The organism is Streptomyces sp. NPDC045022 (genome assembly GCF_056432605.1).
This window is the reverse complement of the sequence record NZ_JBWKIR010000003.1, coordinates 197,667-214,743: the sequence shown is the minus strand read 5'-3', so window position 1 is coordinate 214,743 and position 17,077 is coordinate 197,667. Positions and strand designations below refer to the sequence as shown.

Sequence of the window (17,077 nt, the reverse complement as noted above, 5' to 3'; positions counted from 1 at the left end):
CTCCGGCCGGGGGGACCCCCAGAGCACGCACCGGACGCCGCTCCTTGACGGGCAAACGTTGCCTGCCGCGGCACTAGAACGGCACCGGGGCGATGTCGACCTCGGCCCGCCGGCTGCTGGCGGCGGCCACGGTCGCGGGGTGGCTCTCGCCGAGCGTACGGCGGAAGCGCGTCAGCGTTTCGGTGTGCAGCGCGGTGGCCTCGTCCACGCGGCCCAGCGCGCGCAGGTCGAGGACCACGTTGTTGGCACAGGCCAGAGTGGTCGGGTGGTCCTCGCCCTGGTTCCGGGTCAGGATCTCGAGGGCCTGCTGGTCCAGTTCCAGGGCTTGCGCATGACGCTCGTCGGCGCTGTGCTGGTTGGCCATACCGATGACCGTGGTCAGGGTGAGGATGTGCTCGTCGCCCAGCGACTCGCGCAGGCCCGGCAGTGCCGCGGCGAGATGCTCCCCGGCGGCGTCGAGGTCCCCCAGATGGCGCAGGGTGATGGCCACGTTCGTACGGGCCGACAAGGTGTAGGGGTGGGAGCCGCCGAGCTTCGCGGTGTAGCGGTCGATGGTCGCTTCACCGAGTTCCCTGGAGCGCCGCAGCTGGCCGTCCTGCCGGAGGTCGACGACCAGGTTGGCCGCACAGGCGACGGCGTCCGGGTGAGCGGCTCCGTAGCGGCTCTCGAACTTCGACAGCGCCAGCTCCCCGAGCCGCAGCGCCCCGTCGTGGTCGCCCGCGCGCCGACGGCACACCGCCAGCACACGGGCGCAGCTGACGCTGGCGGGGTTGTCCTCGCCGTAGTTGTCGACATAGCGGGCGTAGACGTCCTCCTGGTGGGCGACGGCGCCCAGGTAGTCGCCGGTCTCGCGCATGTCGATGGACAGGCCGCTGAGGGTGCTGAGGGTGTCGAGGTGGTTCTCGCCGAGCGTGAGCGCGCGCAGCCCGGCCGTCTCCGTGTCGTGTTCACGCGCCTCTTTGTACAGGCCCATCAGCCGCAGACCGACGCCCAGGCTGTGGGCCGCGCGGAGCGTGGCCGGGTCGTCCTCGCCGAAGGCCCGCAGTGAGCGTTCGTAGACCGACCGGTTGATCTCCAGCGCCCGCGCGATCTCCGCCCTCAGCCGCAGGCCGCTGCACAGCTGGATCAGGGCGTCGAGGGTGCCCTCGTCGTCCTCGCCCGCGACCCGGATGTAGATGTCCGCGGTGCGCTGCATCATCTCGGCGGCTTCCCGGTACTCGCCGACTACGCGCAGGATGAAGGCCAGCCACTTCGCCATCTCCAGCGTCTGCTGGTCCTCGGCGCCGAACTTCTCGGTCCAGATCTCCACCGCCTCACGGGCCATCGCCGCCGCGCCGTCGTGGTCGCCCCAGATGTAGAGGAACTCCACGATGCCGCGTACCAGGCCGCGCACCCAGGGGGAGTCGCATTTCACCGCCTCCGACACCACCACGTGCGGCAGCAGCGCCTGGTAGCGCGGCCAGAGTTCGCGCGAACCGGGGCCGTTGGGGTTGGCGTCGGCGAGGAGGAGGTGGGCACCGTGCCGCATGTCCGCCTGCTGCTGCGGGGACATGCGGTTGACCAGCACCGCCTGGACCAGACGGTGCAGCTGGATGGTGTCGTGCCGGTGCTCGATCCGGGCGAGGGCGTACACGTTGATCTCGCGGATGGCCCGTCCCAGCTTGATCGGGTGGCGCAGGGCGTCGTCCAGCTCGGGGGCGATGGTGGTGCTCCGCGAGTTGTTGAACAGACTGCGGGAGATCGGCTCGGGCGCGAAGAAGGAGCAGACCTGGAGGAGTTGGAGCGCCGCGGGATTGCGTTGCTCCAGCTGGCGCAGCGAGACGTCCCAGGCCGCGGCCACCGACATGGGATAGTCCGGCGACGGGACGAGTTCGAGCATCAGCTCGGCGATCTTCTCTTTGATCAGCCCCAGGTACTCGGGCACGGACATCCCCGTGACCGCCTGCCAGGCCGCCGCCTGCTCGATGGCGAGCGGCAGGTCGCCCAGGGCCTCGGCGAGCCGGTCGGCGTCACTGTCGCTCAGGTCGCGGGCACGGCGGCGCAGCAGTGCCTTGCTCTCCTCCCGGGTGAAGACGTCGACGGACAGCGTCCGGGCCACCCGGTCCCACTCCTGGTTCCGGGAGGTGATGAGGATCTTCCCGGTGCCGCCGGTCGGGAAGTAGGGGCGTACGGCCTCGACGTTCTCGGCGTTGTCGAAGACCAGGAGCCAACGGTCGTACGGGTGGCCGCGGCGCAGCGCCTCGCGGACCGCGGGGACGGCCCGGTTGGCTTCGCTGCTCACGTTCAGGTCGAGCCGGTGGGCGAGTTCGGTGAGCGCGGTCAGGATCATCGTCGGCTGTTCGGACGGGATCCACCACACGACGTCGTAGTCGGACGCGTACCGGTAGACGTACTCGATGGCGATCTGTGACTTTCCGACACCGCCCATGCCGTGCAGGGCGTGCGGCAGCACGGCGGAGGTGTCGCCGGTCACCAGCTGTTCCCGCACCTGTGCGAGCAGATCCTCACGGCCGACGAAATTGGGGTTGTTCGGGGGGACGTTGCCCCAGACGGCAGGCACGGAGGTACGGGGGTGGAGCTGGGGCGGCTGCTGTGCGGTCGGGCCCGAGACCTGTTTGCCATGTGCCGAGGACTCAGCGCCCGGCCGCCCGTCGGAACTCGGGACCGGAAGCCCCTTGACCGGGGTGCTGTTCGCGGTACCCCCGTCTTCACGCTGGTGCTGATTGGCAGTGGTGTCGGTCATGATCAGGCCGTCCGTGTCGGAATTTATGTGTTCATTACTGACATCGTGGACTATCCGCTCCGTGTTCTGCGTGATCGACGCTCCAGGCAGAGCCCCTTCCAGGGCTGCGCTGATCCGTCGGGCGCGGAGCAGGTAAGGCCCGGAGAGGGCACGGAGAACGGCCAGTTCCACGCGCACGAACGGCAGGCTCTCCGCCGTCACCGGCGGATCGGGCACCTCTTCCGGGGCGAGCAGGGCGCCGTGCAACCGGCGGGCCGCCTCGAAACGGTCACCGTAGAAATCGGACACCGAACTCACCACCCGCGCGGTGTCCGCACGCATCGCGGCGGACAGCAGCTCCTCGCGCGCGCCGTCGACGAAGTCCAGTGGAATGCGGGAGTCGTCACCCTGTGGTTCGCCGGGCGGGGTCTGCTCGAGCAGACCGCTCAGGAACAGCTCGGCCAGATGAACCGGTTGGGCTTCCGGCACCAACTTGCGCTGTACGTCCCGCACCAGGCGGGGTTCGAGGATCGCGGCGGCCAGATGGGTGGCCAGCCGGAAGGCGGTGGGCGTGGCGTGGCTGCGGAAGCGCCGGATCCGCTCCCGCACCGACGGCGCAGGGGGTGCGAACGAGGGCTCGGAGACATCCGGTCCGGGCCGGTCCGCGACGCCCAGCAGCAGCACGGAGGCGTCGACCCAGCCGGACTCCTCCCCGGCCACCAGACCGGCCCACCGGCCCAGCCAGTCGGCGTCCAGCTCCAGCAGGGGGACGGCCACCGTCCACTTGTCGGGTGGCGGGTCGAACGGGTCGCGCTGCTCCGCCGGGAAGTCCACGGACAGTTCGGTGTTGCGGGCGCCCACGCGCGGGCTGTGCAGCCGCACCTGCCGGGGCACCAGAGCGGTGCGGTGCCAGTCCCGCTGGGACAGCAGGTGCACCACCGCCACCGGGCCTACCGCCGACCAGAGCTCCAGCGCCTTCCGGCCGGCCTCGGTCCGCCACAACGGCCCCAGGCCGTCGGTCAGTACCAGGATGATCCGGCGTCCCGTCCGGTCCACCAGCTCGCCGGGGACACCGACGCGGCCGTCGTCCGCGTTCGGGCCGAGCAGCACCGCTTCCTCGCCCCCGCGGCCCTCGCGCATGCCCAGCCGGCGCACCCGCACATCACGGAACGCCCCCAGCTGCTCCGCCACGGCGGTGAACTCCGTGATCGTCTGCTGCCAGATCACCATGGTCGGGTGATCGTCCACCACCAGCACCAGATCGAAGCGGCGTTCGCCCGCCGACCGGGTGTAGGGCAGCCACAGGCCGTCCTCGGCGGCGTGCTCGGCGGTGGCCTCCTCGTCCAGCTCGATGTCGAACGCCGACGGCACCGTCTGCTTCAGTGGCCGCAGCCGGCGGCTGATCTCCGGCGCGTCCCGCAGATCCGGCCCCGGCGCGGCCGCCTCGGCCCGGGCGTACGCGACCTCGAACTCCTGGCCGGACCCGGGCACGGACACCGCCGGTCCCGTGGACACCAGCCGCAACGGCACCCGGGGCGGGCCGTCCGGCGGTGACGGCTCCGGCCACGCGGCACCGCCCGTCTCGTCCGTCGCGCGATCCGCCGTTCCGGCCGCCGCACGGCCGGCTCCCGTACGGCCGGCCCCCGCGTGGTCCGGAGCCGTGCCGGGCGCACCGTCGGGCACCGCCGGGTCCGCCGGAACCCGCCCGGGCGGTTCAGGCAGCCCGGACAGCCCGGACAGCGCCGGCGGCCGGGGCTGTGGCGGGCGGTCGGACGGCGGCAGCCGCGCCGCCGTCGTCTGGTACGCGTACAGCCACAGCGCCTCCGCGAGCTCGAAGGGCTCCGGGTACCGGCGTGGGTCCTCACCCATCAGGGCGCCCCCGACAGCTCACGCCAGAGTGCGTCCAGCAGCTCGCCCCAGGACTCGTCCTCCTCGCGGACGCCGGCCGTCCGCAGGAAGACGGCGTTCAGCAACTGGTCCGTGGCCAGTCCACCGTTCTCCTGGCTGCGCTCCACGAACGCGCGGACCAGGGCGTCGTGCCGGCCGTCGTGGTCCCGGAAGTGCGCCGCGATCATCGCGGCGAGCTGGTCCTCGCGCGGCGGTGAGACATTCAGCCGGACGCAGCGGCGCAGGAAGGCCGGCGGGAACTGCCGCTCCCCGTTGCTGGTGATGACGACGAACGGAAAGGCCCGGCACCGCACCCGGCCCTCGGTCACCGTGACCGTGCCGTCCGGGTCGTCGGTGAACACCTGCGCGTGCCGCTCCTGCTGCCGGGCACGCACCAGCTCCGGAATGTCGTACGAGCCGTTCTCCAGCACATGCAGGAGGTCACTGGGCAGGTCGATGTCGCTCTTGTCCAGCTCGTCGATGAGCAGGACGCGGGGCAGCTCGTACGGCAGGAGCGCGGTGCCCAGCGGGCCCAGCCGCACGAAGTCCCCGATCCGTGGCCCTCCCCCGCTGCCGCCGTCCGAGGCCGGCTCGGCCGCGCCGTCCGGGGTGCCCGGTGCGCGGGACGGCCCCAGGGCACCGGCCGGGCCGCGTCCGAGGGAGGCCTGGGCCCGGCCGATGGCGTCGTACTCGTACAGACCGGAGCGCAGGGTGCTCCGGGAGGTGATTCCCCAGTGCAGTACGCGGCCCAGGCCCAGCTCGCGTGCGACGAGGTAGGCCAGCGTCGACTTGCCGATGCCGGGCCGGCCGGTCACGAGCAGCGGACGGCGCAGCAGCAGGGCGGTGTTGATCATGTCGATGTCGTGCGGGTTCTGCCGGGGGGTGGCGCGGCCCACCGCGCCGAGCCGACGGTCGGTCTCGGCGCTCTCGGCGGGCACGGGCGGCAGGACCGGGCCGCCGTCGAAGTTCCTCCAGGCGGGCGGCGGGGGGAGTATGTCGGCGAGGCGGATGTCGGTCAACGGCTGCCCGGTGCCTCGGTAGATCCACCAGCTGCGGCTGCTGACGGATCCCCCGTTCCCGGAGCTGTGGACCGGGTGATGGACACCGCTCATGAATCCCCCTCGGCGTTGTGTCCGCCGCGCGCGCTCCCGGGATCCGTCCCTGGGGACGACCAATCGACGATGCGGTTGGGGTCGTCGAAGAGGACCGCGAGATGGCGGCCTGCGTGCGCGTCCCGTTGCGACGCGGCGGCGGTGGCCGCTTCGTTCCGTAACTGCTGGACCCGCTGCGGCAGTTCGATGGCTTTTCCTCTGATCAGCTTTTTGATCCTTCTGCGGAACTCACCCGGTGGCGTCGGCCGGCGGTCCCAGACCGCCAGCGGCACCCCAGCGCGCAGGGCGGCCTCCAGCGAGGCCTGACTGCCGCCGGGTCCCGGCAGCGGAGGCGCGTTGAGCGCGACGGAGACCAGCCGCTCGTCGGCGGTCAGCCTGCTGGTCCACTGGACCGGGTCGTGGCCGCGCCGGCCCGTCGTGTCCCAGTGGCAGAGGATGCCGGCGTCTTCCATCATCTGCTGCCAGCGGTTGTGCCACCGCCGGTGGAACTCTCGGGCCCGCATGCGCTCGAGGCTGCGGAGCACCACCGGATAACTCAGGCACAGGGCGGTCGCGGAGGAGGACTGCGAGGCCATCGGGAGCCACTCCATCGGGTGGTTCAGCAGATGGATGGGCAGCACGAACTCCAGCACCGGCCTGCCGGGCCGGCCGGCCCACTCCTTCTCGGCGCGGACGACCAGCCGCTCCACGGTGGCCTCCACGTCGCTCAGGGCCACGATCTGGTCCTCTCCACGCTCCGGCCGCCAGGGGCCCGGGCGTATCTGCCGCCAGTGGGACAGCAGATACCGGTCCGGGCTCATCCCGTGTTTGCTGAGCTGGATAACGAGGCAGGCGGGCGCTGGTTGTGCCGCCGGGCCCTGGGCGATCTCCGCGCGCAGCGCCTTGAGCTGCGCGCCCAGGCCGAGCCTGGCGGCCTGGGCGTCGTTCCATTCCCGCAGGCCGTCGGCGACGGGCCGGTGGACGTCGGATTCCTCGAGCGCGGCGACCACGTGCTCGACCAGTGCCATCACGGGGAGCAGACCGTCGGCGCGGGCGTTGACCCCGGCGAGGAGGTCGAAGGCCTCCCGGAGGGTGGACACCCGCTGGTCCTGGAGCGTCAGGTCACCGGCCGCCGCGTACAGCACACCGCGCGCGTCGAGATGACGGACACCGGCCAGCAGCGAGTGGACCTCCCGTAACTCGGCCTCGGACAGGACCGCCAGCACCGGCGAGGCGACGACGAGTTCCCGGATCCTGAGCACGGGAGTGGAATGGGGTGCGTAGTCGTGCAGGGTGGCGACCAGCTCGGGCAGTCCGCGAGGGTCCTGCAGGCACGCGCGGACGATCTCCAGCATCTCGAGCCGGGTCCGGCCGTGTCGCCGGATGTCGCCCAACTCGGGTAACCGGCTCGCCAGCATACTGATCAAGAGATCGCGCCCCTCCGGTGCATCGAGTCCCGTCACCGCGCACATCTGATCAACCAGCTCACGCTCGAGTCCTGGCGTACGACCGCCATTTCCTTCGCCGTACAAGCGTCCCCCCGTCTCGGCCGCGGCCTCCCCAACTCCTCATCGAAGCGGGGTCGTCCGGGCTTCGCCGCCCTGCGTCCAGGGTATGGCTCGGGCCCGACACGTGGCCACCCTGCGCAGCGGGCGGATGCCACGCGGTCACCTCGGCCGGCCGACGGCCGCCGGATACAGCGGAGCGCGGGCCGGGATCACTCCCGGCCCGCGCTCGACGATGCTTTTCCTTCGCAGGTCACATCGTTTCTGCACCTACGGTTCCTGGTGGGGCGGGTGGGACTCGAACCCACGGCCGACGGATTATGAGTCCTTTGAGGATCTTGGCGAACCTTGCCGATCAATGCCGATCCTCGGCGTTTTACCAGGTCAGATGAGGTGAGCGGTGTCCGTGCTTCTCGGCCCTTGTCAGTCTGTTCCCATCCTTGCGTCCTCAACGCGTCCCCACAGGACGGGGCCGGAGACACTGGACGGTCATTGCGCCGGCTCAGGAGCGGGGCTCGAACCCACCCGCAGCGGATTCCTTTTCCCACTCCAGGGGCAGGCCCGACAGGGCGTCGTCAGCCCACGGGGCGAGATCGGTGGGCAGCCCGGCGATGAGGGCGGTGAGCCGCTCGATCACGCGGACGGCATCGAGGTCGTAGTCCGGCTGCCCCCCGGTTCCGCCGTCCTGTGTGTCGGCCGGCTGGTCCCTGAGCACAGTGAGGACGTCCCGTCCCTGGATCGACCACTCCATCACTTCTGCGGCCAGCATCGCCTCGATGGTCTTCTCGGTGACCAGTGCGTGGGCGAAGTCCGGCCGCAGCGTTTCGACTTCGAGGGCGTATCGAGTGCGTCGGCCACGCCTGCCGCGCAGCGCGACCCGAATGGACGGGAAGGCGGTGTCCAGGTGCACGGCACAGACGGTCACATGGTGCTGCTGCCAGGCTCGGAAGGGCGCGAAAGGTTCGGGCTCGAAGGCGTCCGCGATCGTGAATCTCACGCCTCCATGGGTGCCGGACATCACGGCGAAGTAGTCGCGGAGTCCGGCCTGGGGCGGGCTGTTCAAGACCTCGGCCGGGGTGGTGGACAACCGTTGCAGGGGCCCGGGCTTCCAGCGCCCGGCGAGAGCCGGCAGACGGTCTCGGAAGGCCCAGCCACGAGCACGCGCGAACGTGCCACGCTCGGCGAGGTGATGGCCTTGGCCGGGCGTCGCCGGAAGCCCGGCACGGCGTAGTAGACGGCGGTCAGAGCGCCGTATTCGGCCACGGCGACCAGCCAGTGCACCCATTCCAGCGTCCAGCCGGCGCAGAAGAGACCTGCCGCCGCCAAGAAGTACGGCGAGAAGCACTGCAGAGGTGTTCCGCCTGTCCGATGCCGGGAGGTCCATACGGTGTCATCGCCCCCCGGCAGCCGGCCCGGGGCCGGTGCGCGGTTGAGGGAGACGGCCGCCACCAGGTTGACCAGACCGAACGCCAGCGCGATCGGAACGGCGGTGAGACAGGCAGTCGCCCAGTCGCCCCCTCGCGCGTCGATGATACGGAACCAGATGGCCAACAAGGTGCCCAGCAGCACGATGGGCAGACATCCCAGACCCGAGTACGCAAGCATCGTCATCCCCCTTCAGGCCGGATGTGCGGGACACCTGCGTGGTGATCAACCAGAATCGCCCGCTCGGTTCTCCGCTACGGCTGTTGCTCACTACGACCGCTGCTTGCGCCGTGCCGACATCAGACCGATCACTCCGACGATCGCGAGAGGGGCCGCGACGAGGGTGATGACCGGTGCCCCGCCGATGAGGCCGACGGCGTTGCCGAGGACCCCGATGAGGACCAGTGCCCTCCATCCGGCGAGGTTGCCGCCTGTCTGCTCATGCGCCATGTCGCTTCCTCCGCCTTGCCGGATCCGATGGAGCGGCAACGTACTTCGCCACCGACCCGCCCCGCTGCGCGCAGACCGCCCCCAGGTGGCATCAGGGCAGGTCGGACCGGGCGGGAGAGCGGTACGGGAAGTCCCCGGACCGGGCCGGACCGGGGGACGGAACCGGTCCCGCAATCCGGGCGTTCCGCCTAGAGTTGCTGAGATGGAAGAGCCGGAGCCCACGGAGTCGGAGGAGTCGCCGAGAGCGGCGTTCGCTGCTGCGCTGACGCGACTTCGGCGCCAAGTGCCGGATCTGTCGGACGAGATGCTGGCGCGGCGAGCGAGCCGTACGCCGCTGCCGTCCGGGCGCCGCGTCAGCGTCAACGCGCGCCGCCTCGGTGAGTGGCTGAGCGGGCGGTCGGTGCCCCGTGACTTCCATGCCGTGGTCGCCCTCGTGCGCGCCGTCGAGTCGCCGCCAGGCACCGCTGATCCGCGGTCCTCGATCGCCGGTTGGGAGCGCCTGTGGCACGCGGCGCACGAGGACCGCGCCCCTGCGGTGCCCGCGCCGCGTGTCGCCGCCGACCGGCCCGGGGGCACTGCGGACGAGATGGTCATCGGTCGGCCGCCGAGCGACGCGGCCTCGTTGCGGAAGCGGGCGGCCCTGTCGAGTGCGGTCGACGCGGCGCTGCGGGACGACGCGGTCCGGGAGGTCATCCTCACGGGAGCGGGCGGAGTGGGGAAGTCGCAACTGGCCGCAGCCGCCTTCCACCGGTTCCGGCAGCCCGGCGGGGTACGGGTGTGGGTGCCCGCCTCATCCCGCCAGTCCGTGCTCACGGCGTACGCGCGCGCGTGGCGGGTGGTCTCGGGCGGGGAAGGCGGAAATGGGTGGGACGACGAGACGCAGGCCGACCTCTTCGTCGCATGGCTGCGTACGACGACGCGGCCATGGCTTGTCGTACTGGACGATGTCGACGAACCGGTGGACCTGCGGGGCCTCCGGCCGGTTGGGGAAAACGGCAAGAGCATGGTGACAACCCGTCGGCGGGACGCGGCGGTGATCCGTTCGTCGTCCCGGATCGTGCAGGTCGCAACCTTCGCGCCCGACGAGGCCGTCGACTATCTCCGCTCACGGCTCGCGGCCGGCGAAGACGGGGACGACGAAGGGGAGCTACACGCTCTCGCGGAAAGACTCGGCCACTTCCCGCTCGCGCTCTCCCAGGCGGCGGCGTTCCTCATCGACACCGGCATGCCCCTGACCACGTACCGTCAACTCCTGGAGGACCAACGGCAGACGCTCTCCGATCTGCTGCCGGCAACCTCCCCGGCCGACGAACACGGCGAAACCGTGGCCACCGCCTGGCAGCTCGCCCTGGACCGGGCGCAGACTCTCGCGCCCGCCGGAAGCGCCAAGGCCACCCTGGAACTTCTGTCGATGCTCGCACCGGACGGCATCACGGAGGCGGTGTTGCACACAACGGCGGCCCGCCGGTGGATCGTCCAAGGAGCGGACGACCACAACGACACCGGCCGCGGACCGGCACAGCCCGGCGAACGGGCCGTGCTCCTCTCGCTGCGCGCTCTGCACCGGCTCAGCCTGGTGACGCACGACCCGTCCCGCACGCCCGCGTCGGTCGAGGTGCACGCCCTCGTGCAGCGCGCCGCCCGCGAGAGCGTACCGGAGCAGGTCCTGCCGCGCCTCGCCGTGGCAGCGGCCGACGCCGTCGAGGAGCTCTGGTCGTCCACGGCGGAGAGCGCATACGAGCCCGAGACGGAGGCAGCCCTGTACCGCAGCGTCGAAGTCCTGCGCCGGACGACGGGCGGCGACCGGCTGTGGGACGGCCGCATGCACCCTGTCCTGCGCCGTACGGGCCCCTATCTGGCCGGACTCGGCCGCGACGCGGCGGCGCGGGACGTCTGCCAGGAGCTGCTGGACTTGGTGCTGCCCCGCCTCGGGGACGGGCACCGCGATGTCCTGTACCTGCGCTGCCGGGTCGCCCTGGCCGCCGGCGAGCTGGGGGACGCGGCGTCGACCCGCGCATCGCTGGAGAACATCGGGCGGGACGCCGAGCGGATCCTGGGCCCGAGGGACCCGGACACCCTGACGGTACGGCTGCACGAGGCCCGCTTCCGGATGGAAGAGGGCGCGGTGGCCGCCGCTCTGAACGACTTCACCGAACTCGCCGACCAGGCAGCCGAAGCCCTTGGCACGGGCCATCCCCTGGTACTCGACGCGCGAAGCCACGCTGCGCTCTGCCGTGGCCTGGCCGGCGACGCCGTCGGCGCGCGGGACGCCTGCGCCGCCCTCGTCGAGATGCTGGAACAGCGGCACGGCCCCGGCCATCTGCTCACGCTGAGCGCCCTCACCGATCTGGGCAGGTGGGCCGGCGAGGCGGGCGACACCCATGCGGCGGTCGACATCTACCTGCGGGCGGTGGCACGGTTGGAGTCCGCCGTCGGCCGCTTTCACCGGGACACCCTCATCGCCCGGCACAACCTCGCGTACTGGCGGGGACTGGCGGGCCAACACGAGCGGGCGGTCGAGGAGTTCACCGCCGCGGCCGAGGACGCCGAGCGCGCGCTCGGCGCCGACCATCCGACCACTCTCACCTACCGCGTCAACCTGAGCTTCTGGCGCGGCCTCGCCGGCGAGCCGGCCATGGCGCTCGCAGAGTTGGCCGAGCTGCAGCCCAGGGTCGACAGGGTGCTCGGCGCCGACCACCCACGTGCGCTGCGGACCCGCCAGCAACGCGCCGAGCTCCTGGAACGCTCGGGCGACAGGGGCGGGGCCGCCACCCTGCTCACCTCGCTGCTGGCCGACATGATCCGTGTCCAGGGCAGCGGCCACCCGCGTACACGCGAGGCCGCGGAGGCGCTGGCACGCTGCGGCGAGCGGGAGATCCGGTGAGGTTCGTCGGTCTCCGTCAAGTCCTCGTATCCGCCTCGCCGAGACAGCCGGCGGGGAGGAACCGCAGGGCGTTCGGCAGGAGAGTCAGGACCCCTCCACCGTGGCTGATCGCTCTGGAGACGGTTCAGCCGACGGCGTCGCGCAGCAGATCCCGCAGTTTCAGTGCCGCCGGTAGCGGGGCGACAGGCAGCGCCACATGGACGGTCCGGCGCAGGGTCGAGTCGGTGAGGCGGCGCAGGACGAGTTCGTCGGGAACCGCCCGTGCGGCCAGCGAGGGCACCAGCGCCACTCCCAGCCCGGCGGCCGCGTAACCGAACTTCGCCGTCCACTCCGCGATCCGGATGATCTTCCTGGGCGTGAAGCCCGCCCGTGCGCAGGCGTCGGCGAGCATCGTGGGACGGTCGCCGTACGCGCTGTGAAGCCATGCCTCGTCGTGCAGTTCACGCAGGTCGACCGCCCCGGCTCCGGCCAGGCGGTGCCCGCGTGGGAGAGCCACGAACAACTCGTCCTCGCACAGCACGGTCGTCATGACACCGTCGGTCGACGGCAGACCGGACGGGTAGTCGCTGACGACGGCCAGGTCCAGCGCCCCGTCCGCAAGACGCTGCATCAGCGTGTCGGTCCAGCCCTCCACCGCGACGACCTCGACATCCGGCCTGGCGTCCCGGAGCGCCCGCAGGGCGGTGGGCACCAGCGAGATGTTGGCGGTGGCGAACGCGCCTACGTGCAGCAGTCCGCCGAGCCCCGCGTGCAGCACGGCGAGCTCCCGCTCCGCCCGCGACAACCGGTCGAGCACCTCCATGGCGTGCCGGTGCAGCGTGCGGCCGGCGGGATTGAGCCGTACGCCCCGGGGGAGGCGCTCGAACAGCGGCCCGCCGGCCTGCTGTTCCAGCACGGCGATCCGCCGGGACACCGCGGACTGTGTGTAGCTGAGCCGGACCGCCGCTTTCGTGAACGACCCGGTCTCGGCCACGGCCACCAGCAGCCGCAGCGCGTCGATCTCGAACACGTTCCTCCCTCCGAGATCCGCCTCCCCGTATCGCCATCCTCTCACGACACATTCCTTCAGCGCATAGATCCCATGCAATCCAGTCGCTGGTGGAATGCCCTGTCCGGCCATAACGTCGTTCACGCGGCGGGGCTCTGCAGGGGGATGCGCCCCGCCGCACCCGTGGCCCTGGAGATCCGAGGGGGAGATGTGTCGCTGCGACAGGAAGTCCGGACGGGGTGGGACCGGTGACCCGGGGGGCCGCGCTCTCCTTGCCGACGATGCTGGCCGATCTGGAGACACTCGTGGTCTGCGAGTCCTTCTCAGCCGACCACGCGGCGGTGGCGCGCAGCGCCGAGGTGGTCGGCGCCGTCGGGACGGCGCTGCTGGGGATCGAGCCGGAGACCATCGTGATCGATGGTGTGACCCATCTGCGGTGGACCTTCGGCACCCCGCGGGTCCTCCTGGTGGGTCACCACGACACGGTGTGGCCCATGGGCTCGCTCCAGAACCACCCCTGGTCGGTGACCGACGGAATCGCCCGCGGCCCCGGGGTCCTGGACATGAAGGCGGGCCTGGTGCAGATGCTCCACGCGCTGGCCTCCCTGCCCTCCCCGGACGGGGTGTGCGTACTGGTCAGCGGGGACGAGGAGATCGGCTCCGCGACATCGCGGGAACTGATCGAGGAAGCCGCGCGGGGGTGCAGGGCCGCTTTCGTACTGGAGGCGTCCGCAGACGAGCAGGGTGCGCTCAAGACCGCCCGCAAGGGCACCTCGCGGTACGAGGTCGTGGTGCACGGCCGGGCCGCGCACGCGGGTCTGGAACCGCAGAAAGGAGTCAACGCGGCGGTCGAGGCCGCCCATCAGGTGCTGTCCATCGCCGACCTCGGAGCCTCGTTACTCGGAGCCTCGTCGGGTGCCGACGGCGGCGCCCACCCCGTTCTGGGCCTCGCGACCGTCACGCCCACCCTGCTGTCCGCCGGCACTGCCCGCAACACGGTGCCCGCGCTGGCCCGAGTGTCGGTGGACGTGCGCGTGCCGACGACTGCGGCGCAGGACCGGGTCGACGAGCTCATGCGGGGACTCACCGCCCGGACTCCCGGAGCCCGGCTCGAGGTGCTGGGCGGCAGGCAACGGCCGCCCATGACATCGGAATCGTCCGCGGAACTGTTCGCCCTCGCCTCCCGGCTCGCCACGGAGTCGGGCCAGGAACCGCTGCGGGGGATCGCCGTCGGCGGCGCCTCGGACGGCAACTACACCGCGGCGGTGGGCTGTCCGACGCTGGACGGCCTGGGTGCCGTGGGCGCAGGCGCGCACGCCGACAGCGAGTACGTCGAGGTTGCGCGGATGGTTCCTCGCGCCCGTCTGCTCGCTCGGCTCATCGAGCACACGACCGATTGAACACGCGACCGGCTGAAGCAGCCTTGACGAGGCCGCTCCGATACGAAACCGAGGCCCCTGCATGAGCGTGCCGGGTTCCCCCCCCTGAAGTCGCCGGACTGGCTTCCCGTGAAAACTTCGGCCTACTCGAACACACCTTCCTGCCGAGGAAGGAGGCCGACGTGCAGGAGAAGCGCGCTGTCTAGTCACTAGAGCCCAGCTGAACATTGGAGAGTCCTCCGTTGGTTTCCAAGATTCGTGTCCTTCTGGGCATGCTCGTGCTCCTGGCGCTGGCCATCGGCGCCATCGCCCTGCTCGCGGCCATGAAAGCCGATGCCGTCTGGTTCAGGATCGTTCCTCCCGGCATCCTCTTCTTCGGCGCGTTCGTCGCCCAGTCGCTCGGATGGTTCGACAAGAAGGCCGGCAACTGACCTGACGGCTCGCAGATCGGGGTGGATGGTCTCTACTGCAGCGCCCAGAGGCCGCGACGGCTGCCGCGTCCGCCCTCCCCTGACCGGGGACACCCCGCCCTTCGGCTTCAGCACGCCCAGGGCCACCCCCTGGCTTCCCCAGCCCGCGGACTGGAAGTCGTACACCGCCGAAGCCAACCAGGCCGACCGCACCTCCATGCTCCAGCTCTACCGCCCTGCGCCTGCGCCGCACCAGCCCCTCACTCCCCGGTGCCGATGCGATCGGGCTCCTCCAAGGCGAGGTCGAACCCGGTCAGCAGTCCCGCACGGAAGCCTCTCGGCCGGCCGGACAGGGAGCCCGCGGGCAGTGCTCCGCAGACCTCGCCGAAACCCTGTGTCCCCGGCACGTCCCCAGGATCACGAAACGAAGCCGAGCAGCTGCTGTCGGCTCGTCGGCCCGAACCCCTGATCATCAGCATTACCGCAGGTCAGCACAATGCCTGCCCGGTGCCCGGCGGGGTAGCAAGAACCTCACCGCGCTCCGAAGCCACGAGCAGCGGATTCGGTCCGTTGAGCGACAGTTGACGCCCCGACACCAAAAATGAACGTTTCCGCAGGTCAGAGACCTGCACAGGTGGGGCGGGTGGGACTCGAACCCACGGCCGACGGATTATGAGTCCTTTGAGGATCGTCCGTGATCTTCCTGTTCCTGCCCTGAGCTTCCTATCTTCGCAGGTCAGGGCGTTGCTTCTGTACGGCGGAGCCCCTTGCCCTTCCTGATTCGTTCGGGTCCTTCCGGCACCTTGCGGGCCCCTGGGGCCCTTTCGGGCACCTGGAAGGTCCCTGAGCCGGTCCTCTGAAGACTCGATGAGGTCTCTGGGCTCTGTCCCGCAAGCGAGGGCGCTGGTCACCGCCGTATGTGAGGGGCCTGCCGAAATAGAGCGCAGCGGAGTGCCTTACCAATGAAAAGGGCCCCGCCCTCTTCGCCCGAGGGTGGAGCCGCATGGCCTCTTCGCAGGACGCCCGCGCTCACAACCGGCGCCTGGCCGATGTGGCTCGCGCCTTCATCAACGACTCCGAACCCCTCGCCGGTCTGGGGCCCTGACCCACGCCCTGGCAAGGTCGGGCCACCACCCGCCGCCGCCATGCCTCAATGACCACCCGGACGACGGACTGCCTGGTCGAATCCAGGCTCCATGCCACCGGAGTTCGGGTCTGGGCGACACGCCCATTAACAGGTCCCAGGCCCTCTCGCTGGAACACGGCGCCAGGGCCATCACCATGCTGCGAACCTGGTCGATCACCATACGGCTCGCCGTCGCCTGCCCCAACTGCTCAGGTCTGGAGCCGCAGTTCGACGGCTTCGGCCGACAAAGCCGCATCCCTCGCTGAAGCCGCAGCCGCCGTTGGCGGCTGCGGCTTCAGGGGGCGTGGTCACCTGGTGCCTGACGGGTGCCTCACAGGGCGGTCATCCTGTCCATGGTGGTCAGCGGCGCGCCAGTTGGCGTTCGCCGGCCGCACCGGGGTGGTAGGCCAGTCCGTAGTGCTTGAAGATCGCTTCTTCCTGCTCGGCGGGCAGCACGTCGTCGGTGCCGATCGAAGGCGCCAGCTTCACCAGCTTTTTGACATAGCCGAGCTTGATGTAGTCCGGCCCTGCGACCGCTTCCTCGAGGGGGACGAAGAGCAGCCGGCGCCGAGTGGGCAGGCCGGTCCGTACCGTGGCCATGGCCGGCTCGTCGGTGGTGGTGTCCACATAGACCGCTTCCAGCACACCGATCTTGTGCGACTCGGTGTCGACGACATCACGGTCGCGCCACTCTCGTACATCGGCTGCATGAATCATGAACTTCTCCTCCTTGATGGCTCTTCTGCCGGTGGTGGGCGGCACCCCGGACTTCCGCATGAAGCCGCCGCCGTGCACGCCGCAAGGCGCTCTGCAGCCGCCTGAGATCTCGGCATGCCGGGCCTGGCCAAGCCGTCCCGGATCCTCTGGCTACCGGGCTCTTCACGTCTCACCTGCGGTGTTCGCGGTCCCGTCGGTCCTCGCGCCTCCAGCGCGCTCGGTTCTGACGGCTGTAGCGACGATCCCAGCGGTCCTCACGATCCCGGCGCTCCCGGTAGTCCCGGTACTCCCCGACATCGGATCTGCCGCCACGGCCCGCGCCACCATCGCGTCCGTAGCGGATGGCGCCGAAGACCAACACCGCGGCGGCCACCCACCAGATGGGGCTGAGGAAGCCGAGGCCGAAGATGACCATGATGAGGATGAAAAGCAGGACGGACACGGTGGGCCCCCGGGATGTGGGAAACTGCGTCGATGCCGGGGACTGGGGCCT

The 17,077-nt window shown here is 70.8% G+C and carries 13 protein-coding genes; 3 read left to right on the top strand and 10 right to left on the bottom strand.

Going from position 1 to position 17,077, the window contains the following annotated elements:
- Window positions 1-73 precede the first annotated feature (73 nt).
- The 6 genes from fxsT to AC07C1_RS07100 all read right to left on the bottom strand — a co-directional run bounded on the left by fxsT (window position 74) and on the right by AC07C1_RS07100 (window position 9,080).
- Complete coding sequence (gene fxsT / locus AC07C1_RS07125) at window positions 74-4,591, bottom strand: FxSxx-COOH system tetratricopeptide repeat protein (protein WP_478937459.1); 4,518 nt, start codon at window positions 4,589-4,591, stop codon at window positions 74-76.
- Window positions 4,591-5,721, bottom strand: coding sequence for an AAA family ATPase (locus tag AC07C1_RS07120; RefSeq protein WP_478937458.1), 1,131 nt, complete (start codon window positions 5,719-5,721; stop codon window positions 4,591-4,593). Before AC07C1_RS07120 ends, fxsT begins: the two co-directional genes overlap by 1 nt.
- Complete coding sequence (locus AC07C1_RS07115) at window positions 5,718-7,172, bottom strand: VMAP-C domain-containing protein (RefSeq protein ID WP_478937456.1); 1,455 nt, start codon at window positions 7,170-7,172, stop codon at window positions 5,718-5,720. The genes AC07C1_RS07120 and AC07C1_RS07115 overlap by 4 nt, the downstream gene beginning before the upstream one ends.
- A 535-nt stretch (window positions 7,173-7,707) precedes the next feature.
- Window positions 7,708-8,202 carry a hypothetical protein gene (locus AC07C1_RS07110; protein ID WP_478937455.1) on the bottom strand — a complete coding sequence of 165 codons (495 nt, stop codon included), beginning with the start codon at window positions 8,200-8,202 and terminating at the stop codon, window positions 7,708-7,710.
- 62 nt (window positions 8,203-8,264) lie between these two features.
- Complete coding sequence (locus AC07C1_RS07105; RefSeq protein ID WP_478937453.1) at window positions 8,265-8,810, bottom strand: hypothetical protein; 546 nt, start codon at window positions 8,808-8,810, stop codon at window positions 8,265-8,267.
- Window positions 8,811-8,900: 90 nt separating this feature from the next.
- On the bottom strand, window positions 8,901-9,080 hold the full coding sequence (locus tag AC07C1_RS07100) for a hypothetical protein (protein WP_478937452.1): 180 nt from the start codon (window positions 9,078-9,080) through the stop codon (window positions 8,901-8,903).
- Between the two features lie 202 nt (window positions 9,081-9,282).
- Between AC07C1_RS07100 and AC07C1_RS07095 the strand changes: the two genes are divergently transcribed.
- A complete protein-coding gene (locus AC07C1_RS07095) occupies window positions 9,283-11,964 on the top strand; it encodes a tetratricopeptide repeat protein (RefSeq protein WP_478937451.1) in 2,682 nt (893 codons plus the stop codon).
- A gap of 124 nt (window positions 11,965-12,088) precedes the next feature.
- On the opposite strand, the gene AC07C1_RS07090 is transcribed toward AC07C1_RS07095, so the two are convergent.
- Window positions 12,089-12,973 (bottom strand): LysR family transcriptional regulator, encoded by an 885-nt coding sequence (locus AC07C1_RS07090; protein ID WP_478937450.1) that lies wholly within the window; start codon window positions 12,971-12,973, stop codon window positions 12,089-12,091.
- 260 nt (window positions 12,974-13,233) lie between these two features.
- Here AC07C1_RS07090 and AC07C1_RS07085 point away from each other — a divergent pair, with 260 nt between their 5' ends.
- Window positions 13,234-14,352 carry a M20 family metallopeptidase gene (locus AC07C1_RS07085; protein ID WP_478937823.1) on the top strand — a complete coding sequence of 373 codons (1,119 nt, stop codon included), beginning with the start codon at window positions 13,234-13,236 and terminating at the stop codon, window positions 14,350-14,352.
- A gap of 251 nt (window positions 14,353-14,603) precedes the next feature.
- On the top strand, window positions 14,604-14,762 hold the full coding sequence (locus AC07C1_RS07080; RefSeq protein ID WP_478937449.1) for a hypothetical protein: 159 nt from the start codon (window positions 14,604-14,606) through the stop codon (window positions 14,760-14,762).
- Between the two features lie 239 nt (window positions 14,763-15,001).
- On the opposite strand, the gene AC07C1_RS07075 is transcribed toward AC07C1_RS07080, so the two are convergent.
- The 3 genes from AC07C1_RS07075 to AC07C1_RS07065 all read right to left on the bottom strand — a co-directional run bounded on the left by AC07C1_RS07075 (window position 15,002) and on the right by AC07C1_RS07065 (window position 17,026).
- Entirely contained in the window at window positions 15,002-15,148 is a 147-nt protein-coding gene (locus AC07C1_RS07075) for a hypothetical protein (RefSeq protein ID WP_478937448.1), read from the bottom strand.
- A 1,079-nt stretch (window positions 15,149-16,227) separates the two neighbouring features.
- On the bottom strand, window positions 16,228-16,584 hold the full coding sequence (locus AC07C1_RS07070; protein WP_478937446.1) for a PRC-barrel domain-containing protein: 357 nt from the start codon (window positions 16,582-16,584) through the stop codon (window positions 16,228-16,230).
- 169 nt (window positions 16,585-16,753) lie between these two features.
- Complete coding sequence (locus tag AC07C1_RS07065) at window positions 16,754-17,026, bottom strand: hypothetical protein (protein WP_478937445.1); 273 nt, start codon at window positions 17,024-17,026, stop codon at window positions 16,754-16,756.
- Between the last annotated feature and the right edge of the window lie 51 nt (window positions 17,027-17,077).